Raw genomic sequence first — 26647 nt, 5'->3', positions numbered from 1 at the left:
GCTCGAGCCGGGTGACACCGTCGTGCTCGACGATCCGTGCTACTTCAACTTCCAGGCGCTGCTGCGCGCGCATCGCGCGCGCATCGTCAGCGTGCCGTACACGCCGAACGGCCCCGATCTCGCACGCTTCGAGCAGGTGCTTGCCGAGCATCGGCCGCGCCTGTACATCACCAACGCGGCGCTGCACAACCCGACCGGCGCGACGCTCGCGCCGCCGGTCGCGCACCGGCTGCTGACGCTGGCGGCCGAGCACGGCCTGCTGATCGTCGAGGACGACATCTTCGCGGATTTCGAGAGCACGCCCGCGCCGCGCCTCGCGGCATTCGACGGGCTGTCGCGCGTCGTGTCGATCGGCAGCTTCTCGAAGACGCTGTCGGCCGCAATCCGCTGCGGCTATGTCGCGGCGCGCCCCGAATGGATCGACGCGCTCGTCGACTTGAAGCTCGCGACGTCGTTCGGCAATGCGCAGATCGGCGCGAACATCGTGCACCGGCTGCTGATCGACGGCACCTACCGGCGCCATCTCGACGGCCTGCGTGCGCAGCTGGCCGATGCGATGGGCGAAACGATCCGGCGGCTCGCGCGCGCCGGGCTCGGGATCTGGACCGAACCGCGCGGCGGCCTGTTCGTATGGGCGGAACTGCCCGACGGGCTCGATGCCGCGCGCGTGGCGCGTCATGCACTCGACCACGATGTGGTGCTCGCGCCCGGCAACGTGTTCAGTGCGTCGCACGGCGCGACGTCGTTCATGCGCTTCAACGTGTCGCGCTGCAAGGGGCCGGCGGTGTTCGATGCGCTGGCGCGGGCGATGGAGGCAACGCGTGCGGCGGAGCGCAGCGGTCGCACACTGGCCGGCGACCGATGAACATCCACGGCGGCGGAGCGCACGAACGCCCCGCCGTCGCCCTCACATTTGCGCCGCGTGCGCCCTCGCCCGCACCTCGGCGAACGTCGTATCGACCAGCATTCTCCCCGTATCGAACACCGTTTCGAGCGCCTCGTCCCATTCGCCTTCCAGCGCGCGATCGTCCCATGCGACCGGCAGCGTCACCGTCCGGTATTCGCCCGTGCGCCGATTGCGCAGCAACGTGAGCCGCCCCTTCTTCGAGCGCTTGCCCTGATCGGTGACCGGATCCTTGCGGACGTCGTGCCATACGTCGCCACGACGGATCGCCGAACACTTCATCGCGAAGCGCTGCGTATCGCGGTTCACCTGCTGCAGCAGCGCGCCGCCCATGCCAAACACGACGTTGCCGGCCGCATAGCCTGCGTCGTCGAGCGCGGAGAGAATCGCGTCGATCGACAGCTCGTCGACGCCGTCACCCTGGATCACGCGGACATGGTTCAACACGCGCCGTCCCTTGCCGTTCACGGACGAACCGAACGATGCGTCGAGCGCGCGCACGGTCTGCAACACGATCGCGACGGGGTCGCCCGAATCGGGACGCACGACCAGCGTCGCGCCCGAATCGATCACGGCTTGCCGAAGCTCGCCACCCCACATCTCGAGTGCGGCGAACAGATCGTAGGAGTCCGATACGACCGACACGATCGCGCCGGGCAGACCGAAGCGGGCGATCATGTTGCGATACGCATCGGCTTCGTGCTCGCGCCCCCAGGACGTGATCGTGCTGTGCTCGGCCGCCGGCACCGAATACGCGGCCATCGGCTCGCGATAGAAGCGGTTCGCGGCCAGCACGCCGAGCACCGTGTCCGAACCCATGAAGCTCACGAGATGCGCGGCGCCGCCGATCGCGGCCGATTCCGCGCTCGATACGCCGCGCGCGCCGAAGTCGTGCAGCTTGAACGGCAGTTGCGCGAGATCGTCGTCGGTCTTCTCGAGAAAGCGTCGGATCGTCTGCCGCAGGTGCCAGCTGCGCGTCGCGACCGTCACCGGGTACCACACGCGCAGCAGCATCGTCTCCAGATACGACGCGAGCCAGAACACCTTCGGGTCGTCGCATTCGACGGTCATCAGCACGTTGTGCACCGGCACGATCGAACCCTCGGGCACCGCGCGAATCTTCACGGGCAGGTAGCCGTCGTAGTGCTCGACGATATGGCGCCAGCCGTCCTCGTTGAACGGCTCGCCATGCACCGCGAAGAAATCGCGGGCGTCGTCGATCATCGCGTGCGTGACGGGCCGGCACAGATATTCCTTCAGCAGCATCTGCAGGCCGAAGAACAGCGTGCGGTCGTAGCGGCCGCCGCGCGACTCGACGTACGAGAACATCGCCTGCGCGTCGGGCGGATATTGCAGGAAGTGGGAAGCCTTGTACGAATCCGTGTTGAGGATCGGATTGGCGAGAACCGCGGCAAAGCCGCCGGGATCGTTTTGCATGGCTAGAGCTCCTCTAGGCCGTTGAAGTGCCGCCGCGTCTGTCGCGACGGACCGGAATCCGGGGAATCAGCGCGTCACAGCTTCCCCAGGAAGTGATACGCGATCTCGAAGTGATCCTCGAACATCACGTTGCGCATCTGCGCGAATTCGTTGAGCGGCACCCAGCGCGCCTTGTCGGCGTCGTCGCTGCCCTTCACGCGCGGCAGCTCGCCGGTCGGGAAGTTGAACAGGCACGCGTGCGTGATCGTGCGGCCGCGCAGCGAGCGGGCCGGATGATCGAACACCTGGCGATCCTTGATCGAGCCGCGCAGCACGGGCTCCGGCAGCTTCAGGCCGGTTTCCTCGCGCAATTCGCGGATGCACGCCGCGTCGAGCCGTTCGTCCTGGTTCACGAACCCGCCCGGCAGCGCCCACAGGCCGCGGCCCGGTTCGCTGCGCCGGCGCACGAGCAGGATATGGCCCGAGTGCACGACCACCGCGTCGACCGTCACGAACGTGACCGGATACGGTGCGGCCGACCATGCCTTGCGATACGCGGCGATGAATTCGGCCTCGGCCTTCAGCTGCGCGAATTGCGGCTGCGTGCGGAAATGCTCGAGCCAGCCGAACACGGGTTCCGGCACGGCCCATTGCACGAAGCTGTTGGTGCGTTCGGCGAAATACTGGTCGCGGATTTCGGTGGCGGAGATGTCTTCGGTCGCATCGACGTCAACGAGCTCCCATTGCGGGAACATCCGCAGGTAATACGACGTGGCGTCCTTTTCGTGGCCGATCAGCCCGACCTTGCGCTGCGCGACGTCGCCGAGCGCGGCGGCCACGGCATCCTGCACCCAGCGCACCCAGTCGCCGTCGTTGTACGTCGAATCCTGCACGGGCGCGACCGTCACGCGCTCGCGCTCGGACGGCTCGAGCAGCGAAGCCAGCATCTGGCAGCGCTCGTCGAACGAGAACGGATCCTTGATGGTGCGGGGCTTGTCGGTCGACCCGATCAGCACGCACACGCGCTCGGCCCGGCTCAGTGCCGACTTCAGCACGTTCAGGTGACCACGATGCGGGGGCTGGAAACGACCAATGAAAACGAGCGCATCGAAGCGCCGGTTCTGTTGCGTACTCATGAGGCTCCCTCAAGAGATTGAAACGCTTCGGGTCTGTCCCGAAGGCATGGAATCGATCGTAGGGGAATTCCCGCAGAAGGTCAATCGAGCACGCGCTCGACTTGACGAAGTCTGACGAAACGCGCGGCATTGGCGGGTTACACTCGATTTCATCCCAATCCGCGCCACGGCGCCCGCCATCATGAGGATCTCAGTCAGCCGGACCGTCGGTGTCGATCGCAGACGCCTCTTCACGTGGTCGCAGGACTACGCGCGGCGGCTCGTATGGGACAGCTTCCTCACCGACGCCTATCTGCTCGACGAAACGACGGCCGACGTCGGCGTCGACGCGTTCTGCCGCAGTCAGTCGGGCGCGACGATGGTGTCGCGCTACATCTCGTACCGCCCGCCGCAGGTCGCCGCCGTCGAAATGGTCGAAGGGCCGAAGGTGCTCGAACGCTTCAGCGGCAGCTGGAACTTCACCGAACACACGCCGGGTTCGACCGAAGTGAAATTCACGTACCACTTCCGCGCGCAGCCGTCCTGGCTGCGCTGGCTGCTCGAACCGCTGATCGGCGCGTTCTATCTCGTGCACACGCGCCGGCGCCTCAATTCGTTCAAGCGCTGGGCCGAAGCGGAGGCGTTGCCGCGCTGAGTGTCGCTCACGCGATGCCGCGCGCCACCTGCTGCCGGACCTGCGCCTGCGTACCGAGCGCAGCGGCGATCGCATCGACCGCATCGGCCGCGCGTGCTGCACCGCACATGAACGCATCGACGGCCGCGAAGCAATGCTCGGGCCACGTATGGATCGTGATGTGAGATTCGGCGAGCAGCACGACACCCGTCACGCCATGCTCGCCGCCGAAATGATGAAAGTGCGCACCGATCACGCGCGCGCCTGCCCGTTGCGCCGCTTCCGTCAGGATCGTTTCAAGCCGTGCGGCATCGCGCAGCAGCGCCGCGTCGATGCCGGCCAGGTCGGCCAGCACGTGCGAGCCGAGCATCGCACGCGGCGCGGCGAGACCGTCGCGCGCCGTCATTTGTGCGACCCGTACGACGAGTAGCCGCTGCGCGCCGACGAACTGCCCCACCCGCTGCCACCCGACCCGCTGCCGCCGAGCGACGCGCAGCTGAACAACGTGACGACGACCAGTCCGTAAAGTCCGTAGAGGATGTAGCGCATTACGCGTTGCCCCCGTCCGACGCGAAACCCTTCCACAGCCATTCAGGCAGCCACAGCACCAGCAGGCCGACCAGCACGTAGACGGTGCGGCCGCTGAACGAGAACAGCGAGTCCATGTTGAAAATCACGAGCAGCGCGCTGAACACCCACGGCAGCGGCGCGAAACTGTGCGGGTGTTTCCCGCCGAACAGGCCCGTCGACGCGGTGGCGCCCGTCGCAGCCGCCGTCGCGAGCGCCGGCGTGCCGAAGCGCTCGGCCAGCGCGCTGCCCGACAGCGGCTGCGCGCGCGACCACACGATCTCCGCGGCGCTGCGCTCGCGCGTCAGCTTGTCCTTCTGCCAGCCGTAATCGATGATCGACGTGCGATCGCCCACCTGCACGCGCCAGTTGAACGCGCCCACCACGTAGACGACCTCCGATTCATACGCCTCGCGCAGGCGGTAGGTCTTGCCGCCGTCGGTCACGTCGGACTCGCCGCCGATCGTCGGCCAATGGTCGAGCACTTGCACGCGTTCCCAGCGCCCTTCGCTCTGCACGAGCCACAGGAAGCCGCGCTTCGGGTTCAGCAGCAGGTATTCGTCCCACGTCTCTTCGTCGCCCGGCACGCGGCATCGCATCATGCCGATCACCGTGTACTTCACGCCGTCGAACGTGCCGATTGCACCGAGCTCCAACGCACCCTTCACCGATTCGAGCTTGCGCTGCGCCGCGAACACGGTCTGCTGCTCGGCCGTGCACTGCACGCCCGCATGACAACTGCCGCACACGACGTAATCGGCCACGTTCGGCGCATAAGACAGCGGCGCGCCGCAGCTCGGGCACGCGAACGGCACCATCTCCGCGCCGCGCTTCTCGCGCGTATCGGTTTCGGTATCGCGCAACCCGGTGAACGCGAGCGCGTCGAACTCCACTGCCTCGCCCGTATAGACGGCGGGGCTCCCGCCGTTCGCATCGGCGTCGGAATAGTCGAAGGTCGCGAACGCGTTGCCGGTGCGCAGGTCGACGACGCGCGCTTCCCAGCCCGCGTCGACGCGGAACGGCAACTCGCCGTCGCCGCCCGTGCAGCGCGCGGTGCGCACGTCGGACACGAGAAACGCGCGGCCGCCGTGGTCGATCCGCATGCCCGGTTCCAGCGTGCCGAACGCCGGCCACGCGCCGCCGGACGCGTCGTCGGGCTCGCGCACCGTGACCGCATACTGGCCCGACGCATCCGACAGCCAGCCGAACGCGCCGTCGTCGAACACGACGTACCACTCGCTCCACGCGCCGGCGTCGTAGGTCATCTGGAGGCGGCCGAGCACCGTGAACGCGCGCTTGCCGTAGCGTCCGGCCGTGCCGATCTGGATCGGCGACGCGTCGTCGAGCACCGTGGCCAGCTCGCCGATGCGCTCGACGTCGGTACCGCGCTTGAGCAGCGTGCTGCGACAGAACGCGCAGACGGCCATCACCGCCGCCGCCGAGCGAAACTCGACCGGCGCGCCGCACTGGGGGCACGAAGTGCTGAACATGCGCGACGCTTACCGGGTGAGCTTCGCGAGGATTTCCGCCTTCGCGCGCGAATAGTCCTCTTCGGTCACGAGGCCCTTGTCGAGCAACGCCTTCAGTTGTTCGAGACGCTGCACGTAATCGGTTCCTTCGGCCGGCGCGGCCGGCTGCGCGGCGGCGACCGGTGCCGCAACTGGCGTGGGCGGTGCGGCCGGCGCCGATTGCGCGGCGCCCGCGATCTGGCCGGCCATCACCTGCCCGATCGCCGCGCCGGCCGCGAGCCCCGCGCCGACGCCCGCGATGCCGCCCGGGTTCTGCGCGGCCAGCGGGATCGCCTGTGCCGTCTGGTATTGCGTCGCGCGGGCGAGATCGCCGGCCATCCCCGCGCCGATCCGCAGGTCGAGCGCCTTCTGCAGCTCGGCCGGCAGCGATACGCTTTCGACCGCGAACGCATCGAGCGCGAGGCCGTAGCGCGTGAACACCGGGACCAGCGCCTCGGCGACGCGTTGCGACAGCAGCGTCTGGTTCGCGGCCATGTCGACGAATGGCACGTCGGCCGAGCCGAACGTCGTGCTCATCGCTGTGACGACCAGATTGCGCAGCTGCTGTTCGAGATCGTCGACCGTGTACTGCGCGCGCGTGCCGCTCACCTCGCGGTGGAACGCGGCCGCGTCGACGATCCGGTATGAGTAGATGCCGAACGCGCGCAGCTGCACGAAGCCGAATTCGCGATCGCGGATCGTCACCGGCTGCGCGGTGCCCCAGCGCCGCCCGAGCTGCAGCCGCGTGCTGAAGAAGTAGACATCCGACTTGAAAGGCGACTGAAAGAACTTGTCCCAGTTCTTCAGATACGTAAGCACCGGCAGCGTGCGCGTTTCCAGCTTGTACAGGCCGGGCTGGAACACGTCGGCGACCTTGCCCTCGTTGACGAAGATCGCGACCTGCGTTTCGCGCACGGTCAGCTGGCCGCCGTACTGGATCTCCTGGTCTTCCATCGGATAGCGCCAGGCCAGCACGCCGTCGGTGTCTTCCGTCCATTGCAGGACGTCGATGAACTGCTTGCGGATAAACGAACCCAGACTCATGTCGGTCTCCTCGAGCGCGCGTGGCGCGTCAGGTCAGGCAGGCGGCATTGATGATGCCGACGACGAGCGACGCGGTGCCCATCAGGCCGCCCATCGCGACGTTGCGATCCTCGATCGCATGGTTCATGCCGGGAATCAGGCGGGTCAGCACCGCATAGGTGACGAGCTGCACGGCCATCGCGCCGACGGCCCACAGCATGACTTCGCCGAGCGTCGAGTTGTGCGCGATGCTGGAGGCGAGCGTCAGGCAGAAGCCGATCAGCGCACCGCCGAACGACAGCGTCGCGGCCGCGTTGCCGTCGCGGATCAGTGCCAGTTCGTCGAACGGAGTGACCTTCAGGTACACTGCCGCGAACACGAAAAACAGCACGAACGCCGACAGCAAATGAACCGCATAAAGATAGGCACTATTCATTCTTTTCCTCGGATTTTGTGCTCTGTTCGCCGCCCCCTCGCCGGCCGGCCCATGGCGGGCCGCCCTACGGAAATCCGCGCCAGTATAGCCACATTGACGAGCCCTGCACAACGGACGCGCCATGCTGCATAAGCGCGCGCTCGTCCTGTCGATCCTCGTGCTCGCGTCGTGCGGACTCGGCTACGAACTGATCAGCAGCGCGCTGTCGAGCTACCTGCTAGGCGATTCGATCCTGCAGTTCTCGTCGGTGATCGGCTGCTACCTGTTCGCGATGGGGATCGGCTCGTGGCTCGCGAAGTTCGTCGAGGACGACGACGTGCTCGACCGCTTCGTCGACATCGAGCTGCTCGTCGGCCTGCTCGGCGGCGTGTCGGCAGCGCTCCTTTTCGCGGTGTTCGCGTGGCTGGCCGCGCCGTTCCGCGCGGCGCTCTATGCGCTCGTGCTCGCGCTCGGCCTGCTGATCGGGATGGAGATCCCGCTCGTGATGCGCGCATTCCAGCAGCGCCGCCAGGCGTTTCGCCATACCGTCAGCGAGGTGCTGACCTTCGACTATCTCGGCTCGCTCGCCGTGTCGCTGATCTTCCCGCTCGTGCTCGCGCCGCGTCTCGGCCTGTTGCGCACGAGCTTTCTGTTCGGGCTGCTGAACGCATTCGTCGCGCTGTGGACCACGCACCTGTTCCGCGACGAGATCCGCAACGTGCGCGGCAAGCTGATGCGCGCGTCGCTCGTGATCGGACTGCTCGTCGCCGGCTTCGCGCTGTCGGACCGCATCACACACTGGGCCGAGCACGGCGTATACGGGGACGAGACGATCTATTCCGAAACGACGCCATACCAGCGCATCGTGCTCACGCAATGGCACGACGACATGCGGCTGTACCTGAACGGCAACCTGCAGTTCTCGTCGCGTGACGAGCATCGCTATCACGAGGCGCTGATCCATCCGACGATCGAGGCGCTGCCGTGGGCGAAACGCGTGCTCGTGCTCGGCGGCGGCGACGGCCTCGCGGTGCGCGAACTGCTCAAGCACCGCAACCTCGAACGGATCACGCTCGTCGATCTCGACCCCGCGATGACGAAGCTGTTCTCGACCTCCGCGCCGCTCGTGAAACTGAACCAGGGCGCACTGAAGGACCCGCGCGTGCAGGTGATCAACGACGACGCGGTGCGCTGGCTCGAATCGAATGCCGACGTCTACGACGCGATCGTCGTCGACTTCCCCGATCCGACCAACTTCGGGCTCGGCCGGCTGTATTCGGTGCCGGTGTTCCGGCTGCTCGCCCGCCACCTGTCGGAAAACGGCTATGCGGTGATCCAGTCGACGTCGCCGTACTTCGCGCCGCACGCGTACTGGACCATCATCGCGACGCTGCACGAAGCCGGGCTCAACACGTGGCCGTACCATTGCTACGTGCCGTCGTTCGGCGACTGGGGCTTCGTGATCGCGGGCAAGCGCCGCGACTTCGCCGTGCCGACGCGCTATTCGGTGCCGACGCGCTGGCTCGACGCGCAGACGGCCGCCGAGATGTTTCATTTCCCGGCCGACATGCCAGCGCTGCCGATGTCGCCGAACGAACTCAACGACCAGCCGCTCGTGCGCCGCTTCGACGACGACTGGAAGCACGTGCTGCGCTGATGGATCGCCGCACGTTCCTCCTCGCGTCCGCGGCCGCGTCGCTCGCCGCGTGCGGCCGCACCGGCTGGATCGAGACGACGCCGCGCGTCGGCTACCCCGGCATGCGCGAAGGTCACGCGCTGCGAGATCACGCAGCGCTGCCACCGCCGTCCGGCACGATCGAGACCGACGTCGCGATCCTCGGCGCGGGCGCGGCCGGCCTGTCGTGTGCGTGGCAGCTTGCGCGCGCCGGTCACACGCGCTTCGTCGTGCTCGCCGGCCCCGAATTCGGCGGCAATATGGCCGGCGGCCGCTTCGGCGAGCTCGGCTATCCGAAGGGTGCACACTACCTGCCGCTGCCATCGCTCGAATCCGCGCATCTGCGCGACATGCTCGCCGATCTCGGCGTGATCGAATCGGCGCCGTTCTCCGCGCACCCCGCATACGACGAACGCGCGCTCGTGCACGCGCCCGACGAACGGCTGTTCATCGCCGGCCAGTGGCAGGACGGCATCGTGCCGACGACCGGCCTCGACGACGCCGCGCTCGCGCAGCAAACACGCTTCTTCGCATACACCGACAGTTTGCGCACCGCGCGCGGCGCGGACGGCCGCAAGGTGTTCTGCATCCCGATCGCTGAATCGTCACGCGACCCGCGCTGGCGCGCGCTCGACCGGCGTTCGTTCAAACAGTGGCTGCTCGACGAGGGCTACACCGCGAGCGCGCTGCACTGGTACCTGAACTACTGCTGCCGCGACGATTACGGCGCGGGCTACGAGCACGTGTCCGCGTGGGCCGGCCTGCACTACTTCTCGTCGCGCGGCGCTCACGCGAGCGATGCGGGCGACGGCGCGGTGCTGACCTGGCCCGACGGACTGCACACGATGGCGACGAAGCTGAGCGACTCGATCACCGCGCGCACCGGCTCGAACGCGTGGTCGCGGGACGGCTTCGCCGTTCGCGCGACCGAGCGCAACGGCGGCGTCGACATGCTGTGCGCGCGCGTCGCCGACGACGGAACGCTGACGACGTTCACGCTGAAGGCGCGGCGGGTCGTCAGCGCGATGCCGCTGTTCGTCGCGGCGCGCGTGTTTCCGCAGCTTCACGCATACGGCTTCGATCCCGTGCGCGACCTGCCGCCGCGCGCGCCGTGGCTCGTGTCCAATTTCCTGCTCGACGGGATGCCGGCCGAGGAAGCCGGCGTGCCGCTCGCATGGGACAACGTCGTCTACGACGGCGCGGGGCTCGGCTATGTCGTGTCGACGCACCAGCTGATCCGGATGTCGCCGCCGACGCGTTCGGTGTTCTCCGCCTATCAGGCGCTGAGCGCGCGCTCGCCGGACGACACGCGTCGCTGGCTCGCGCAGGCGAAACCCGACGCGCTGCGCGAGCAGGCGGCGATCGACCTGCAGGCCGTATACGGACGCGAGCTGTGGAAACATGCGACCGCGCTCGAGATCACCGTGCGTGGCCACGCGATGGCGACGCCCGACGTCGGTTTCCTGAGCCGGCCGGGGCTGCTCGCGCTGCGCGAGGCAGACGGCCCCGTCGTGTTCGCGCATGCGGACCTGTCCGGGCTGTCGCTGTTCGAGGAAGCGTCGTACTGGGGCATGCTCGCCGCCCGGCGCATGCTCGCCTGATTGCCGGCTCGCAACTCCCTGCGGCAGTGGTCATTTCGTCATTGCGGCGCCGCCGGCAACCGCTATAATCGCGCGACATTCCGACTGCATTGAGCAGGCCGACGGTGCGCGCCATGCGCACCGCATGTCCTCCTCGACAACAATAATGACAAACCGAACCGTTCGACGCCTTCGCCCGTTCGTGCGCGCCGCCGCGCGCCTGCTCGCGTGCGCCCCGCTGCTGGGCGTGCCGCCGGCGCTGCATGCGGCCGATGCCGCAAGCCCGGATGCGCAGCCGGCCTCCGGCCGCTACGTCGTCGTCGACACCGGCCATACGCCGGCCCACCCGGGTGCCACCGGCGCCAGCGGCCGCGTCGAATACCGGTACAACCTCGACCTGTCCACCGCCGTCGCGGAGAAGCTCGCCGCGCACGGCGATCGCGTGCTGCGCACGTCGGCCGACGGCCGCGAGATCGCGCTCGACCAGCGCTCGACGCAGGCGCCCGACGCGAACCTGTTCGTGTCGATCCATTACGATTCGATGCAGCAGCAGTTCATCGACGCGGGGCGGCAACGCGAATTCCGCGGTTTCGCCGTGTTCGTGTCGGAGCGCAATCCGCACTACGCGGAAAGCCTGCGTTGCGCAAAGGCGATCGCCGAGCGGCTGGTCGCGGCCGGTGAACCTCCGTCGCTGTATCACGCGCAGCCGATCAAGGGCGAGAACCGTCCGCTGATCGATCCGCAACTCGGCATCCACCGCTTCGATGATCTCGTCGTGCTGCGCACCGCGCCGATTCCGGCCGTGCTGGTCGAAGCCGGCGTGATCGTCAATCCCGACGAGGAAAAGCGGCTCGCGCAGCGCGAAACGATCCAGCGCCTCGCCACCGCGATCGCGAGCGGGATCGACGTCTGTACGGCGACCAGGTAAAGGTAACGCCCGTTGGTTTCAACGGTTTTCACCCAGTGAGGAGGAGTCCCATGAAGAAGAAGAATCTGCTCGTATCCTGCGCGCTGCTTGCGCTCGCCGTGCCGTTCGCCGCGCATGCGGCCGGCTGCGGCAAACCGCGCAGCGCGTTCGACCAGGTGTACTGCAGCAGCAACGAGTTCTCGCAGCTCGACCGCGAACTGAACGACGAGTACGGCCGCGTGCGCAAGCAGTTGAGCGGCGACCAGCAGGCCAAGCTGAAGACGGGCCAGCTCGCGTGGATGAAGCAGCGCGACGACCGCTGCAGCGAAACGCGCGACGACGGCTATCTCGTGAACCTGCAATGCGCGATCGACTTCACGCAATCGCGCCTGTCGTTCCTGCGCGAACGCGAGCGCGAGTGCTCGAGCACGGGGTGTGTGACGGCGAAGCTCGGGGAGTAAGGGCTGCTTGGGTGCCGTGCCGTGAGCCGATTCGCGGTGCGGTACCTTCTTGCTTGCACCATCCGTGATTCGGAAATCCGATCGCATATCGACGACATCGAACATGACGACGATCGACATCCGCGCCGCAACGTCCGTCGATGCACGGGCCATCGCCGAAATCCACGTCGCATCGTGGCGCGCAACCTATCCGGGCATCATGCCTGCCTCGTACCTCGCCGGTCTGTCGGTCGACCTGCGCACCACCGCCTGGCGCGACGTGCTCGACGCCGGACGGCCACGTGTCGCACTCGCTTACACGGAAGGCTGACCGAGAGGCTGGATTGCCTATGGTCAGACGCGCGACTCCGACAAGGATTCCGCCTGGGGCGAAGTCACGCGTCGCGTCGTCACAGGAACCACCGATACTCCCGCGCCCCGATCTCGTTGCGAAAATCCAGTTCCTCCTGCCGCTTGTTCTCGCAATACACCATCACGAATTCATCGCCGAGCCCTTCACGCACGGCCGCGTGATCCTGCATCGCCGCGACGGCCGACAGCATCTCCTTCGGAAAATCGATCCCGCTGCCGCGATCGTCGTTCAGCGGCGCGATCGGCTCGATCCGTGCGTCGAGCCCGTGCTCCATCCCGCTGAGGATCGCCGCGAGCACGAGGTACGGATTCGCGTCCGCGCTCGCGAGCCGATGCTCGATCCGCAGATTGCGCGCATCCGATTCCGGAATCCGGATGCACGCGTCGCGATCCTCGAAGCCCCAGCTTGCACGGCTCGCCGCGTTCACCATCGATCCATAGCGCCGGAACGCATTGTGATTCGGCGCGAACACCGGCATGCAGTGCGGCAGCAGCTCGAGGCAGCCGGCCACCGCATGCCGTAGCGGCCGCTGCCCATCCGCGGCGAGCAGGTTGCGGCCCGCGTCGTCGTACAGGCTCACGTGCACATGCATCCCGCTGCCCGGCGCATGCAGATACGGCTTGCCCATGAAGCTCGCGCGATAGCCGTGCTGCAACGCGACGCCGCGCGTGCTGCGGCAGAACAGCGCCGACCAGTCAGCCGCGCGCAACGCGTCGTCGGTATGGCCGAAGTTGATCTCGAACTGGCCGGGCCCGAGCTCGGCCGTGATGACCGTCGCGTCGACGCCCTGCTCGCACGCGGCCTCGACCATCTCGTGCAGCACGTCGGAAAACCGCGACAGGCGTTCGATGTGCATGTTCGGCTGGTCGTCGCGGTCGTCGCTCAAGCGATCGCGCGGATACTGCGGCATCCCGTCCGCGAGCTGCGCGGCGAACAGATAGAACTCGAGCTCGAACGCGACGACCGGCCGGATGCCGCGTGCCGCGAACCGCCGCAGCACGCGCGCAAGCACTTCGCGCGGCTCGAACTCGATCGGCGCATCCGTGCCATCGGAGCTGATCAGCATCTGCGCGAGCGGCTTCCGCTCCCAGCGCACCGGCTTCAGCGTGCCGGGAATCAGGCGACGCGGCGCGTCCGGGTCGCCGTCGTTGAAGCAGTAATCGCCGATCTTGTAGAGGCCGCCCTGCGTGCCGAGCAGCACGCAGTTCTGCGGCAGCTTCAGCAGCGAACCCGACGCGACCTTCTCGAGCGCATCGATCGGATAGCGCTTGCCGTAGAAATGGCCCGGCAGGTCGAGACAGATCAGGTCGACATAACCGATCTCGGGATGCGCCTGCCGGAATGCGCGGATTTCATCGACCAGCACGGGAACGACGTCAGCCATGTCTCATCCTTTCCATGTCTTGTATGGCGGTGCCGCAACGCGGCGAACCGGACTCACCGGCATGCGGCACGTCACATGCCCGATATCGGTCAGTACTGCAAACCGGCAACACGGCGAGACGGCCCCTCGGGCCGCCGGCCGACAAACTCAGGTGAACACCCAGATCACGCGCGCCGGGGCATCGCCCAGGTTCGCGTAACGGAACCGCTTGTGCGCGGGAAGCTGGAATGCGTCGTTCGGGCCGAGCGTGATGGGTGTGTCGTCGCCGTCGATCCAGATCGTCAGCTCGCCTTCGAGCACGAAGCCGCCCTGCTCGTCGCTGTCGTCGACGGAGCGCTCGCCGCTGCTCGCCCCGGGCGCGAGATGACTCTCCAGGATCGAGAAGCGCGAACGCATGTTCGGCGACACGAGGATGTCCGTGATGCCGGCCGCGTAATACACGGTGCGCCGCTCGTCGGGCCGTGTGACCCACGGCACGCTGCGCGGTTTGCTGAGGCTGTAGAAATACGTGGTCGGCACGCCGAGCGCCTCGCCGATCGCGGTGAGATCCGCGACCGTCGGGCGCGACAGCCCGCGCTCGACCTGCGATAGAAAGCCGACGGAGCGGCCGATCCGTTCCGCGAGATCGTTGAGCGTGACCTTGCGATGCTTGCGCAGATCGCGGATCAGGATCGCCAGACTTTCTATCTCTTCCTGCTCGTTCATGATGGATTCCGGTGCGTCAGACGGTATCGCGCAAACGGTACCAGGCCTTGCCGATCGCTTCCAGCGGCGCGGCGAGGCGGTCGCCGCCCGGGAAGCGCGGGTTGCGGATGCGCTGGTACAGCGCGAGCAGGCGATCGTCGCCGAGCACGGCGTCGGCGACCGCGCGCGCGCCGGCGAGCGTCGGCAACACACCGTGCCCCGAGAAGCCCTGCAGCCAGAAACGCTGGCCGCGACGGCCGATGTCCGGCGTGCGTCGCATACTGATGTCGATGTGGCCACCCCACGCGTAGTCGAGCGACACGCCGGCCAGTTGCGGGAACACGCGTTCAAGGTGCGGGCGCGTCGCGGCCGCGATGTCGGCCGGAATCCCGCCGAGATACGTGCAGCCGCCGCCGAACAGCAGGCGGTTGTCCGGGCTGAGGCGAAAGTAGTCGGGCACGAACTGGTTGTCGATCACGCAACTGTTGCGCGGCAGCAGCGAGCGTGCGACGTCCGGCGCGAGCGGCGCGGTCGCGACCTGGTAGGTGCCGACCGGCAGCAACCGGCGCGACAGTTCGGGATCGAGCCGGTCGACATACGCGTTGCACGCGAGCACCAGCACGTCCGCGCGCACCTCGCCGTGCGCGGTGCGGGCAACGTGACCGCCCTCGGTCTCGCGATACTCGAGCACGCGGCTCTGCTCGAAGATGCGGCCGCCGGCCCGTTCGATCGTCTGCGCGAGACCGAGCGCGAGCTTCAGTGGATTCAGATGGCCGGCCTCGGGATCGTGGAGTGCGGCGAGATAGCGCGCGCTGCCGATCCACTCGGGCATCTCGTCCTGCCCGATCACGCGCAGGCGGTCGTAGCCCCAGCGCTGCGCTGCCTCGTCGCGGGCCTGCGCGAGCATCGCGACGCGACGCGGCCGCACCGCGGCCCACAGACTGCCGGGCCGGTAGTCGATGTCGAAGCCGTGCCGCGCGGGCAGTTCGCGCACTTCGGCCGCGGCCCAGCGCATGCTGTCCCACAGCACGCGCGCGCCGTCGCGGCCGAGCGAATCCTCGAGCGGCTGCATGTCGCACGACCAGCCGAGCAGCGCCTGTCCGCCGTTGCGGCCCGATGCCGCCCACGCGACGCGACTCGCTTCGAGCACGACCACGCGCTTGCCCGCGAGCGCGAGGCGCAATGCCGTATGCAGCCCGCTGAAGCCCGCGCCGACGACCAGTACGTCGGCGTCGACGCGTTCGTCCAGTTCGGGCCGCCGCGAAATCGGCGCCGGATAAGTGCCGGCGTAGTAGCTTGCGACGTGACGGTCGGACTGCACGAACATGCGAATTCCCGTGAAATTTTCATCGCCAAATTTCATGAAAAATTAGCACGACAATTTCACGAGAGCAAGCGGGAGAATGAAGTCTGAGGAAATCCGACGTGACAGTCCGAGGAACTAAATGCCACCCATTTTGGGCCTCCGGCGACCGAATCGGACATTCGGCAACTATGGGTGACTTTACGTTGGCAACGCACGGGGCGTATCCAGGCGACCTGTGACAGGCGTCGGAACCCCGTCCAGTGGACCTCCCAGCGCGCAACCACCGCCTAGCGGCTGGTACACAAGTGCATCGCGGCAAGACGCTTTCGCGGGCTGGAACTAAAGTCCACCCATTCTTGCAAAGTGCGACTTCGAAGTTCACCCAATAATGCCGTTGTGCTCCGAAAGCACGGCCAATGTTGCCGCCGGCCCGAACGTACACCACGCAACTGCGGCAAGCGAATCAGGCTCGATCAGATCGATGAGAATCTGGTACGTCAGTTCGTCTGCGTGCACTTGCCGAACTGCGACTGTCCCGGGAGAAGGAAGTGCGCATTAAATTTCACGCGGGCAGCGCTCAAACATTTGCTTAAGGTGCTCCGCGTGGACGGTTGTATTCGACCACCGCCGCTTCGGTTGCCTTGCACTATCGCCGACGAGTTAAACCACCTTGACGTTTATCTTGACGAGATCCGTGGTCTTGCCGCGAGCACCCGCCGCAACCACCGCGACTGCGTGTGCGACTTTCTGGTCGATCAATTTGATGGTCACCGCATTGACATGCGTCGAATCAAACCGGCCGACGTGCTGCATTTCGTCGTCGAGAGGAGTAAGGGCCACACCCCGGCGAGCGCCGGTAGCATCGCAAGCAGCGTGCGCGTGTATCTGCGTTTCCGTCAGTTCAGTGGTGACCATACTGAGGCATTAATCGCCGCTGTACCAAAGGTACACGTCACAACGCGATCCGCAGCCGGAACGCGCGGCTGGCTGCGATCCGGTCTTTTGCTCACTATGCAGCGTTACAGGAGCCTTCAGCGCTGCCCGGGCTTCAGCGTGTGCTGGCCATTCCCATGAAACGCTTCGACAGACCCATGGTCGGTTTCCTCAGTCGAGACGAAATGCAGTGCATCCTTGCAGCTCCTGCTGCAAACAGTTGGTGCGTTGTCGGCCCTTCGTTCAACGCAACGTGAAACTACGGTCAGCACTCCCGTGCCGGCACACGCGTCGGTGTGCAGTTCTTCCTGAACACTGTAGTCGTCGCGCCTATGTCTGGCGCGTCCCAAATGCCCGATCAAATTGCCGGGCCCGCTGCACCTCGTCGCTATGCAAATAGGTCGACGTCGTCGAAATCGACGCGTGCCGCAGGTTGTCACGTACCATGATCAGTTCGGCGCCCCGCGCCAGCGCATGTGAGGCATGCGTGTGCCGCATCCAGTGCGGGCTCGCTCGGCGTAGTTTTTCCGCCGTCGCAGGCCGGTCGCTTTCGAGCACATCGGCGACCAACATAAAGAACCGCCTCAGCACGCGCCATAGCCGCGTACTTTCGATGCGCGCACTTGCGTCCTCCAGGCGTGCGACGACCGGGGTCGCCGGGTCCCAGCGAACGGCGGTCACCGGCAAACCACGCTGCACGAGATATTGATCGAGCGCCGTCCGTGCCAGCGGTGGCAGCGCCACCTTGCCACGCTTGCCGCCCTTGCCGAGCACATGCAGCCAATGATCGCCCTGCTCGTCCGTACGGATGTCCGCGAGTGTCGCGCCAACCAGTTCGCCGGCGCGCAAGCCGGTCGCATAACCGAAGTCGAGCAGGAAACGCACGCGCTGAGCGGCCGGCGCGCTCCAGCCGTACGACCATTCAAGCCCGTCGGCAAGCGCTCGAATCAATAGCCACTCTCCTTCAGAGAACCCACGCGACACATCCAGTCCCGCGCGTGGCACGTGGTTCTTGACCTTCACGCCAGCAAACGGATTCGCCAGCACATAGCGCTGCTCGACCAGCCAGCGGAACAGCGCCGACAGGACATTTAGGGCGTACGCCGCTGAACGCGCAGACAGCGCATCAGTAAACGGCCGCCATTCGGCACTATGCCGCGGGCGCGACGGTCCGATCCAACGCTCACGCGGCGTGGGCCGGCGCAAAAACGTCCGATACGCGATCGCATCATCGGTATTGAGCGACGACAGTGCTCGGCCGCGCTCGATGATCGCCCAGAGAATCAGACGCTCCGCCTCCTTCCGGTAGGCGCGCTGGGTAGCCGCCGATTCATGCAGCGATAGCCAGGACTGGATCGCTTCGTAGTCGTTGGGCGCGCTCAGCAGGCAGGCGGCTCGTGGTGCACGGAATTGTCCGTGCGAGCCATCGACTTCGTGCGGTACACGCAATTGCTCCCAGGGCACGATGTTGCCGGTCGGTGTCGCGACGATCAACGCTCGCGCTCGTTCGGTCATTGCTGGGTACTCAGCAAAAAACGCCTCCACGCGGCGCGCACCGGCAACGCCAAGCCCGTCGATCGCGCTCCACCAACGGCGCCGGCGCGGAATCCGCACGGTCAGATCAGCCAGCGTGTGGATGCCATGCGCATGCAAGGCAGCCACCACGCGCGCCGGCAACCACTGATCGATCTCGTCGGCAATGTGCGGTACCGGAGCTGGCAGGCTGCGCAACGCTGCAATGGCACGCGCGACCGCGGCATCCGACCCAGCCGACCGCTCACCGAAGGTTTCGGCCAGATCGGCACGGTGCCGGCTCATCGCGAACGCGATCAACGCACGCCGGATGCGGCCGAGCACCCCGCGCGCGGAGACCCTGGGCGACTTGCGCTCGCCCAGATAGCGCGCCACGGCCGCGCGGGCATCGAGCCCGGCGTACCAGGCGCGCAGCGCAGCCAGTTCGGCGTCGTCGGGAAAGCTCGGGGATTGGGTCTCGCGCGTTTTCATGATCACCAGTTTAGAGCAAAAATGATGATGGACCGATAATGTGATTTATCTGGCCATACATACACCGATACTGACGAACAACTTTCAATCGCACACGCACACACAACTAAAGTTGTGCATGCGGCAGAGTCGAAACTGGACACGATCACGCGACAGGACATGGCGGCGTACCCCCATTTCAGTCAAACGAACCAACGATCAAACCGCCATGCACAGGTACTTGATGACCAGATAATCGTCAATGCCGTAGTGTGAACCTTCCCGGCCAAGTCCCGATTGCTTCACGCCGCCGAAAGGCGCGACCTCGTTCGAAATGAGGCCCGTATTGATGCCGACCATGCCGTACTCGAGCTGCTCGGCCACTCGCCATACACGCCCGATATCGCGGCTGTAGAAGTAAGCGGCAAGCCCGAACTCGGTGTCGTTGGCGAGCTTCACCACCTCGTCGTCGCTCGAGAAGCGGAACAGCGGGGCGAGCGGCCCGAACGTTTCTTCTCTTGCGACGTCCATATCCGCGGTGGTATTCAACAGAACTGTGGGTTCGAAGAAGCCATGCCCGAGCGCATGTCGCTTGCCACCGGTGGCAAGCGTCGCGCCTTTGTCGAGCGCGTCCTCGATATGTGCTTCGACCTTGCTCACCGCCGCGTCGTTGATGAGCGGCCCCAGCGTAACGCCGCCTTCCGTGCCGTGCCCCACCGTCAGGCCGTTCACCGCCGCAACGAGCTTTGCAGCGAACGCATCATAGATCCGATCATGCACGTAGAATCGATTGGTGCAGACGCATGTCTGCCCGTTATTGCGGTACTTCGAAGCGATCGCGCCTTCCACCGCGGCATCGAGATCGGCATCGTCGAACACGATGAACGGCGCGTTTCCGCCGAGTTCGAGCGTCACCTTTTTCACCGTGGGTGCGCTTTGCGCCATCAGCAGCCGCCCCACTGCGGTCGATCCGGTGAATGAAAGCTTGCGCACCACGGGGCTGCTCGTCATCGCGCCGCCGATCGCCTTCGGGTCGCCGGTGACGATGTTGAGCACCCCCTTAGGCATACCGGCGCACTCGGCCAGAACCGCAAGCGCGAGCGCCGAGAACGGCGTGGCTTCGGCAGGCTTCACGACGATCGGACAGCCGGCTGCCAACGCCGGCCCCACCTTGCGGGTAATCATCGCGTTCGGGAAATTCCACGGCGTGATCGCTGCGCAAACGCCGACGGGCTCCTTGACCACCACGAGACGCTTGTCCGCCGCCGACGTCGCCAGCGTGTCACCCGTCACGCGCTTTCCCTCTTCGGCGAACCATTCGATAAACGAAGCGCCATACAGGACTTCGCCTTTCGCCTCGGCAAGAGGCTTGCCCTGCTCGGCCGTCAGGATCAGCGCGAGATCGTCGGCATTCTCGATCATGAGCTCATACCAGCGGCGCAAGATGCTTGCGCGCTCCTTCGCAGTCCGTGCCCGCCATGCCGGCCACGCCGCGTTCGCGGCGTCGATCGCGCGCAACGTCTCTGCCGCGCCCATCGACGGAACGCCGCCAAGCGTCGCGCCCGTCGCCGGATCGAGCACTTCGAAGCGCTCGCCCGAGTCGGCCTCGCACCATTGCCCGTCGATATAAGCCTGATGACGCAAGAGCGCCGGATCCTTCAACAGCGTGTTCAATTCCACGTTCGTTCCTTCCGGAATAAGAATGCATCAGGCAGCCCGGGGAAAACCCGGGCCGCGAATACCGTAAATTTCAAATGTGGTAGGCGGAGACGTAACGATGCGAAGACACCTCTTTGCACCCTTCCCAGTGCAAAGTAGCGGTGACAAGAACGGCGTCACGAAGCAAAGCTCACTACCCTGCCTGACGCCACGAAGCACTTTCGTGACCATGGGCCAACAGCTTGCGCGCGATCTCGGCCACCCGGTGCACGTGCGCGATGGCAGCCTCGCGCGCCGCCACCCCGTTGCCCGTCTCGATGCCCGCGAGGATCGCACGCATCTCCTCGACCGCCTGGTGCCCGCGATCGTCGGAGGCGATCGTCAGCGCGCGCAACCGATTGATCCGCGCGATCAGCGTCTGCACGATCTCCCACGCGACATGCTTTTTCCCGGCGATGAACATGCGCTCATAGAATGCCGACGTGAGCGCCTTCACCGCCTGATGATCCTGCGCGTCGAACGCTTGCCGGATCTGGTCGATGCACGCTGCCAGGTCGGCGACCAGGGACGCGTCGGCATGCTGCGCGCAGGCCATCGCCGCCTCGCCTTCCAGCAACGCGCGTATCTCGTAGATCTCGGTCGCCGTGTCGAAGTCGAGGATTGCGACGATCGGCCCCTGGTTCGGGATCGACGCGACCAGCCCTTCCGTTTCCAGATGACGCAGGACCTCGCGCACGACGGTTCGGCTCACGCCCAGGATCTCGCACAACGCGCGCTCAACCAGCCGCTCGCCTGGCTGGAAGTGCGCATCCAGGATCGCATTGCGCATTTTCTCGAGCGCGAGCTCGCGCAACGTGGCGGTGGGCCGCTGGACTTTCAGGGACGGCAGTGCGGGGCACATGACAGTCGCCATCAGGCTTGCGCGAACAGGCGCACGTCGCGCGCGTCCCAGTCGACGAGCGCCTGCGCACCGATCACGATGCCGTTGTCGTGCCGATGCGCGGCCGGCATGCGGATCGAGATCTCCTGCTGCCACGGCGTCGCCACCGCGTAGTGCATCGCATCGCCGAGATAGGTGACGTCGCGCACGGTCACGGGCAGGCCCGCCGTGCCGCTCGAACCATGCGAGCCGCCGGCGCGTTGCAGCGAGCTGATGCGCATCTGTTCCGGGCGGATCATCAGCGCGCCTTCGTCGCCGGCGGCGAGCGTCGGATGGAACATGTCGGATGCCATCTCGAGGCCGTTGGGGAACACGCCGCCCATGCGGCCGTCGCTGTGCTTCGTCACCTTGACCGGCAGGAAATTCGAATTGCCGATGAAGCTCGCGACGAAGCGCGAAGCCGGGTTCGCATAGAGCTCCTCGCCGGTGCCAACCTGCTCGATGCGGCCCTGGTTGAACACGGCGATACGGTCCGACAGGCGCAGCGCCTCTTCCTGGTCGTGCGTGACATAGAGGATCGTCACGCCGGTTTCCTGGTGAATGCGGCGCAATTCCAGTTGAATCTCCTCGCGCAGTTTCTTGTCAAGCGCGGAGAGCGGCTCGTCCATCAGCAGCACGGGCGGATCGTAGGCAAGCGCACGCGCGATGGCGACGCGCTGCTGCTGCCCGCCGGAGAGCTGGGCGGGCATCCGGTCGCGACACTCGGAAAGGTGAACGAGTTTCAGCATCTGCTCCACTTTCGCGTTGATTTCGGCTTCGGGCCGGCGGCGCACCCGCAGCGGGAATGCAACGTTCTCGCCCACCGTGAGATGCGGGAACAGCGTATAGCGCTGAAACACCATGCCGATGTTGCGCTGGTTCGGTGCGACCGACAACAGCGACTTGCCGTCGAGCAGCACGCGTCCGTCGGTCGGCTCCTGAAAGCCCGCGACGATATAGAGCGTGGTGCTCTTGCCCGAACCTGACGGTCCGAGGAAAGTCATGAATTCGCCCTTGCGCACGTCGAGCGAAACCTGGTCGATCGCGACGACATTGTCGTAAGTCTTGCGCAGGCGCTGGATTTGCAGGAATGCAGTCATGGCGTGTTACCTCAGTTTGCGCGTGCGCGGCGCACCACAGCGCCCGCCAGCATCAATACGGTCGTCAGTCCGACGAGCAGCGACGATGCAGCCGCCACGACGGGAGTCAAGTCTTGCCGCAACGTCGCCCAGATGCGCACAGGCAGCGTTTGTAGTGTCGGGCTCGACATGAAGATCGACACCACGACTTCGTCCCACGACGCGAGGAATGCGAAGATCGCGGCGGCAAACAGGCCGAGCCGGATTGAGGGAAGCGTGACCCGCAGCTTCACCGTGAGCGGCGACGCACCGCAGATGAGCGCGGCGTCCTCGAGCGCCGTGTCGAAGCTCACGAGCGAGTTGCTGATCGAAATGATCGAGAACGGCAACGCAATGATCAGATGGCCGATCACGAACCCGGTCATCGTGCCGTTCAGGCCGATGCGCAGGAAAAACGCGTATAGCGCGACGGCGAGCACGACGACGGGCAGCACCATCGGCGTGAGGAAGAAACCCCGCACGGCCTCGCGGCCCCGAAACTTGCCACGCACTAGCGCCAGCGACGCGAGAAACCCGATCAGCACGGACAGTGCGGTGACGATCACCGCCAGCTTCGCGCTGGTGAGCAGCGAGTCGATCCAGCCCGCATCAGTGAAAAGCTGCCGGTACCATTCGAGGGTCCAGCCCGGTGGCGGGAAGATGAGCCACTGCGAATCGCCGAACGACAGCGCGACGATGAAGAAGATCGGCAACAACAGAAACAGCGCAACGGCCGCGCCCACGGCCACGAGGATCCAGCGCAATGCGCCCAGGCGATCGAAATCGAGCAACATGTCAGCGACCTCCGGTGGTTGCGCGCGCACTGCCGGTAAAGCGCAGCTGCAACGCATAGAGCGCGAGCGTCACGGCGAGCAGCACGAACGCCGCGGCGCCGGCAAGGCCCCAGTTCAGCAGCTCCTGCACGAGCTGCGCAATGAGTTCCGCGAGCATCATGTACGACGGGCCGCCCAGCAGCGTGGGCGTTACGAAGTAGCCGAGCGCCATCACGAACACCATCAGCGCGCCCGAGGCCACGCCCGGCATCGCGAGCGGCACGAGGATGCGCCAGAACGCCTGCCAGCGGCTCGCACCGCACACCGCGGCGGCGCGCAGCGTAGACGGATCGATGCCGCGCAGCGTGGCATGCAGCGGCATCACGAGGAACGGCAGCATGATGTAAGTCATGCCGATCGTCACACCGGTGAGGTTGTTCACGAGCGACAGCGGCTCGTGAATCACGCCGATCGCCATCAGCGCGCGGTTGATCGGCCCGGTCCCCTGCAGCAGCACCATCCACGCGAACGTCCGTGCGAGCAGGTTGGTCCACATCGAGAGCAGCAGGATCGCGAACAGCACGGCACTGAGCTTGCGCGGCGCGATTGCGAGCAGCCATGCCATCGGAAAGCCCACGACGAGCGTGACGAGCGTCACGACCGTGGCCACGAGAAATGTATTGCCGAACACGCGCACATACGTCGTCGAGCCGAGCAGTTGCTCGTAGTTGTGTAAACCGGGCGTCGGCTCGAGCACGCTGCGCAACAGCAGCGACAGCACCGGCAGCAGGAAGAAGATCACGAGCAGCAGCATTGCCGGCGTCAGCAGCCGCATGCTGCGCCAGTCGCGCCGCTTGCGCGCGTTCGCCGCGGGCGGATGCGCGATGGTACTCAATACGTTGGGCATGGTGGCTCCTTTGTCGGCCAGGGTCGGCGCTTCACTGCCCGTTACCCCTGGCCCCATGCAGGTTCGTTGCTCAGCCAGGCCGGTCCGTCCCGGTTCGGCATCCTGAACGGCGTTCGGCCCGTACGTGGTGCCGCGTGTGCTTACTTCGATTGCCACGCGTACCAGCGCTTCGCGATCGCGTCGCGGTTCTCTGCCCAGTACTTCATGTCGAGGTTGATCTGCGACGCCTTGTACTGATCGGGCAGGGTCTTGGCGATCGCCGGCGGCATCAGCGCGGCCGACTTCACGTTGATCGGTGCATAACCGGTATCGGCCGCGAATTTCGCCTGGGCCTGCGCGCTCGTCGCGGCGGCCAGGTACTTCATCGCCGCATCGCGATGCTTCGCGCCCTTCGGAATCACTAGCATGTCGGCGGCGGTCAGGTTCTGGTTCCACGAAATGCCCACCGGCACGCCGGACTGCTCGAGCGCATGCAGGCGGCCGTTCCAGAACATGCCGATGGGCGATTCGCCCGATGCGAGCAGCTGCTGCGACTGCGCGCCGCCGCTCCACCAGACGATGTCGCTCTTGATCGAGTCGAGCTTCCTAAATGCGCGGTCGAGGTCGAGCGGATACAGCTTGTTGGGCGCCACGCCGTCGGCGAGCAGCGCGATTTCGAGCACGCCCGGCGCCGACCACTTGTAGAACGTGCGCTTGCCCGGGAAGCGCTTGGTATCGAAGAGGTCCGCCCAGATTTGCGGCTGCGCGCTCGTGTACTTCGCCTTGTTGTAGCCGAGCACGAACGAGTAATAGAAACTGCCCACCGCCGAAGGCGTCGTGAAGCGCGGGTCGAGCTCGGCCTTCTTCACCACCGAATAGTCGATCGGCTCGATCAGCCCGGCCTTTTCCGCGGCGTACGCGAAGTCGCCTTCCACGTCGACCACGTCCCAGCTCACGTTGCCGCTGTCGACCATCGCCTTGAGCTTGCCGTAGTCGGTGGGCCCGTCCATCAGCACGTTAATGCCGCTCGCCTGCGTGAACGGCTGCGCCCAATCCTTCTGTTGCGACGACTGGGTCGTGCCGCCCCAGCTGGTGAACACGATCGGGTCCGCGGCCAGCGCCGGCGCGGTGCAAAGTGCGGCCAACGGTGCGATATATGCCAGACGCGACACTGCGAAACGCGGGATGCTTCTGCTGCTCATGGTCTCTCTCCGAGGGGAAACGGTTGCGGCTCGCGGCCACCGGGACGGCAGCCGCTCGAACACGAGTACTCAGGCCAGCGGCACCAGTCGCGCCAGCTTCTTGATCTTGTTTTTCATCACTGCAGCGCGCGGCGCGCGGCCGATTCCGTCAATTGCGCGAGGGCCAGCGGCTGTACCGTGCCTGCGTCCGTATCGCCGACATAGATGCCATACGCGTCCTGCCTGCGTTCTCGCACATAGCGTTCGAGCATCGAGCGCACGGCGGTGTCGGTAATCTCATTCCACGGAACCTGCCAGAGCGGCACGATACGGATGCTGCTGTCGAACCACGGCGAACCGGTGTGAACCACGCGGCCGCGGTAATAGATGTGGACGCCCGGCTCGCGCTTGCCGGCCGCCTCGAACACCGCAAACAGGAAGTCGAGATGCGCGTTGAGGCCGAGCTTCGCGAGCACGCCGCGCAGGCTCGCCGCGTCGCTCGCCGGCTCGAGCCTGATGCCGGTCGGCAACCCGAGGCCCTGCGGCGTATCGACCAGCACCAGCCCGTCGCGATGCTCCAGAATCGCACCGACATGGGCACGCCCCGCGGCTGCGGACAACGCGTCCTGCGACAGGCTGAAATTCACGTACGCGCCGCGGCAATAGCCGAGCGGCGACGCACTCGTCTGCACGAAGTCCACCACGCGTCCGATCAGGATGATGTGATCGCCCGCGTCCACCACGTCATGCGTCAGGCAGTCGAAGCTCGCCGCCGCATCGTGGATCACGGGGGCGCCCGTCTTGCGCGTGCCCCACGGCACCTGCGTGAACTTGTCCTGCGCCTTCGACGCGAACACGCCGGAGATGTCGGTCTGGTTTTCCGAGAGCACGCTCACGGCAAAACGTTGCGTGGCGGAAAACACCGCATGGCTCGACGCCGTCTTCGCGATACACACGAGGATCAGCGGCGGGTCGAGCGACACCGACGTGAACGAGTTCGCGGTGAAGCCCCGCGGCGAGCCGTCCGTCTGGATCGTCGCGACGACCGTCACACCGGTAACGAATGCGCCGAGTGCGCGACGGAATCCGAGCGTGTCGAATGCCTGTTGCGCTGTTTGTCCGGTCATCGACTCAGTCATGGCGTGCTCCCGTGATCACTGCGATACTCGATGAGATGATGGTATGCCATCTTATGGTCCACAACAATGTTCTCAATATTATGGAATACCATGAGTGAAATCGACAGACAAAAAAAAGCCGCCGG

Annotated in this window: 25 protein-coding genes and 1 pseudogene; 7 read left to right on the top strand and 19 right to left on the bottom strand. The window is 66.0% G+C overall.

Going from position 1 to position 26647, the window contains the following annotated elements:
* On the top strand, positions 1-865 hold an 865-nt coding region (locus DIE11_RS33700), incomplete at its 5' end, for a PLP-dependent aminotransferase family protein (RefSeq protein ID WP_148093062.1).
* A 42-nt stretch (positions 866-907) separates the two neighbouring features.
* Here DIE11_RS33700 and DIE11_RS33695 read toward each other — a convergent pair.
* Both DIE11_RS33695 and DIE11_RS33690 read right to left on the bottom strand, forming a co-directional pair.
* On the bottom strand, positions 908-2341 hold the full coding sequence (locus DIE11_RS33695) for a nicotinate phosphoribosyltransferase (protein WP_124629641.1): 1434 nt from the start codon (positions 2339-2341) through the stop codon (positions 908-910).
* Between the two features lie 74 nt (positions 2342-2415).
* Positions 2416-3456 (bottom strand): bifunctional nicotinamide-nucleotide adenylyltransferase/Nudix hydroxylase, encoded by a 1041-nt coding sequence (locus DIE11_RS33690; RefSeq protein WP_059685934.1) that lies wholly within the window; start codon positions 3454-3456, stop codon positions 2416-2418.
* A gap of 181 nt (positions 3457-3637) precedes the next feature.
* Between DIE11_RS33690 and DIE11_RS33685 the strand changes: the two genes are divergently transcribed.
* Positions 3638-4090 (top strand): type II toxin-antitoxin system RatA family toxin, encoded by a 453-nt coding sequence (locus DIE11_RS33685; RefSeq protein WP_124629640.1) that lies wholly within the window; start codon positions 3638-3640, stop codon positions 4088-4090.
* A 7-nt stretch (positions 4091-4097) separates the two neighbouring features.
* On the opposite strand, the gene speD is transcribed toward DIE11_RS33685, so the two are convergent.
* The 5 genes from speD to DIE11_RS33665 are packed head-to-tail and all read right to left on the bottom strand — an operon-like array spanning position 4098 to position 7603.
* Positions 4098-4475, bottom strand: coding sequence for an adenosylmethionine decarboxylase (gene speD, locus DIE11_RS33680; RefSeq protein WP_124629639.1), 378 nt, complete (start codon positions 4473-4475; stop codon positions 4098-4100).
* Positions 4472-4618 carry a hypothetical protein gene (locus DIE11_RS36610; RefSeq protein WP_014898738.1) on the bottom strand — a complete coding sequence of 49 codons (147 nt, stop codon included), beginning with the start codon at positions 4616-4618 and terminating at the stop codon, positions 4472-4474. The genes speD and DIE11_RS36610 overlap by 4 nt, the downstream gene beginning before the upstream one ends.
* A complete protein-coding gene (locus DIE11_RS33675; RefSeq protein ID WP_124629638.1) occupies positions 4618-6126 on the bottom strand; it encodes a DUF4178 domain-containing protein in 1509 nt (502 codons plus the stop codon). Before DIE11_RS33675 ends, DIE11_RS36610 begins: the two co-directional genes overlap by 1 nt.
* 9 nt (positions 6127-6135) lie before the next feature.
* Positions 6136-7188: an SPFH domain-containing protein gene (locus DIE11_RS33670; RefSeq protein WP_124629637.1), complete on the bottom strand. Its 1053-nt coding sequence runs from the start codon at positions 7186-7188 to the stop codon at positions 6136-6138.
* Between the two features lie 28 nt (positions 7189-7216).
* The gene (locus DIE11_RS33665; RefSeq protein WP_124629636.1) at positions 7217-7603 is read right to left on the bottom strand and encodes a DUF350 domain-containing protein; all 387 of its coding nucleotides are present in this window, start codon (positions 7601-7603) and stop codon (positions 7217-7219) included.
* A 121-nt stretch (positions 7604-7724) separates the two neighbouring features.
* On the opposite strand from DIE11_RS33665, the gene DIE11_RS33660 reads away from it, so the two are divergent.
* The 5 genes and pseudogenes from DIE11_RS33660 to DIE11_RS33640 form a co-directional block, all read left to right on the top strand.
* Positions 7725-9239 (top strand): polyamine aminopropyltransferase, encoded by a 1515-nt coding sequence (locus tag DIE11_RS33660; protein ID WP_124629635.1) that lies wholly within the window; start codon positions 7725-7727, stop codon positions 9237-9239.
* Positions 9239-10858: an FAD-dependent oxidoreductase gene (locus DIE11_RS33655; RefSeq protein WP_124629634.1), complete on the top strand. Its 1620-nt coding sequence runs from the start codon at positions 9239-9241 to the stop codon at positions 10856-10858. Before DIE11_RS33660 ends, DIE11_RS33655 begins: the two co-directional genes overlap by 1 nt.
* A 145-nt stretch (positions 10859-11003) precedes the next feature.
* Entirely contained in the window at positions 11004-11765 is a 762-nt protein-coding gene (locus DIE11_RS33650) for an N-acetylmuramoyl-L-alanine amidase (RefSeq protein ID WP_124629633.1), read from the top strand.
* Positions 11766-11815: 50 nt separating this feature from the next.
* Positions 11816-12205: a lysozyme inhibitor LprI family protein gene (locus tag DIE11_RS33645; protein ID WP_124629632.1), complete on the top strand. Its 390-nt coding sequence runs from the start codon at positions 11816-11818 to the stop codon at positions 12203-12205.
* Positions 12206-12308: 103 nt separating this feature from the next.
* A pseudogene (locus DIE11_RS33640) lies at positions 12309-12581 on the top strand (GNAT family N-acetyltransferase); the annotation flags it as partial.
* A gap of 13 nt (positions 12582-12594) precedes the next feature.
* Here DIE11_RS33640 and DIE11_RS33635 read toward each other — a convergent pair.
* The 12 genes from DIE11_RS33635 to DIE11_RS33575 form a co-directional block, all read right to left on the bottom strand.
* Positions 12595-13941 carry a glutamine synthetase family protein gene (locus DIE11_RS33635; protein ID WP_124629631.1) on the bottom strand — a complete coding sequence of 449 codons (1347 nt, stop codon included), beginning with the start codon at positions 13939-13941 and terminating at the stop codon, positions 12595-12597.
* 147 nt (positions 13942-14088) lie between these two features.
* Positions 14089-14646, bottom strand: coding sequence for a helix-turn-helix domain-containing protein (locus DIE11_RS33630; RefSeq protein ID WP_059600125.1), 558 nt, complete (start codon positions 14644-14646; stop codon positions 14089-14091).
* 16 nt (positions 14647-14662) lie between these two features.
* Positions 14663-15952, bottom strand: coding sequence for an FAD-binding oxidoreductase (locus tag DIE11_RS33625; protein WP_124629630.1), 1290 nt, complete (start codon positions 15950-15952; stop codon positions 14663-14665).
* Between the two features lie 639 nt (positions 15953-16591).
* Positions 16592-16846 carry a hypothetical protein gene (locus DIE11_RS36760; protein WP_221622479.1) on the bottom strand — a complete coding sequence of 85 codons (255 nt, stop codon included), beginning with the start codon at positions 16844-16846 and terminating at the stop codon, positions 16592-16594.
* Positions 16847-17194: 348 nt separating this feature from the next.
* Entirely contained in the window at positions 17195-18868 is a 1674-nt protein-coding gene (locus tag DIE11_RS33610) for a site-specific integrase (protein ID WP_185633859.1), read from the bottom strand.
* 198 nt (positions 18869-19066) lie between these two features.
* Complete coding sequence (locus DIE11_RS33605; RefSeq protein WP_124629628.1) at positions 19067-20527, bottom strand: NAD-dependent succinate-semialdehyde dehydrogenase; 1461 nt, start codon at positions 20525-20527, stop codon at positions 19067-19069.
* A gap of 172 nt (positions 20528-20699) precedes the next feature.
* Entirely contained in the window at positions 20700-21407 is a 708-nt protein-coding gene (locus DIE11_RS33600; RefSeq protein ID WP_124629627.1) for a GntR family transcriptional regulator, read from the bottom strand.
* 11 nt (positions 21408-21418) lie between these two features.
* Positions 21419-22525, bottom strand: coding sequence for an ABC transporter ATP-binding protein (locus DIE11_RS33595; protein WP_124629626.1), 1107 nt, complete (start codon positions 22523-22525; stop codon positions 21419-21421).
* A gap of 11 nt (positions 22526-22536) precedes the next feature.
* Entirely contained in the window at positions 22537-23337 is an 801-nt protein-coding gene (locus DIE11_RS33590; RefSeq protein WP_111018005.1) for an ABC transporter permease, read from the bottom strand.
* A 1-nt stretch (position 23338) separates the two neighbouring features.
* The gene (locus tag DIE11_RS33585; protein WP_124629625.1) at positions 23339-24223 is read right to left on the bottom strand and encodes an ABC transporter permease; all 885 of its coding nucleotides are present in this window, start codon (positions 24221-24223) and stop codon (positions 23339-23341) included.
* Positions 24224-24363: 140 nt separating this feature from the next.
* Positions 24364-25404: an ABC transporter substrate-binding protein gene (locus tag DIE11_RS33580; RefSeq protein WP_124629624.1), complete on the bottom strand. Its 1041-nt coding sequence runs from the start codon at positions 25402-25404 to the stop codon at positions 24364-24366.
* Between the two features lie 116 nt (positions 25405-25520).
* Positions 25521-26522, bottom strand: coding sequence for a flavin reductase (locus DIE11_RS33575; RefSeq protein WP_124629623.1), 1002 nt, complete (start codon positions 26520-26522; stop codon positions 25521-25523).
* Between the last annotated feature and the right edge of the window lie 125 nt (positions 26523-26647).

The sequence above is a fragment of the Burkholderia sp. Bp9012 genome, from assembly GCF_003853825.1.
Classification (GTDB): Bacteria; Pseudomonadota; Gammaproteobacteria; order Burkholderiales; family Burkholderiaceae; genus Burkholderia; species Burkholderia diffusa.
Note: the sequence above shows the minus strand (reverse complement) of the source record. Positions and strands in the feature narration are given on the sequence as shown.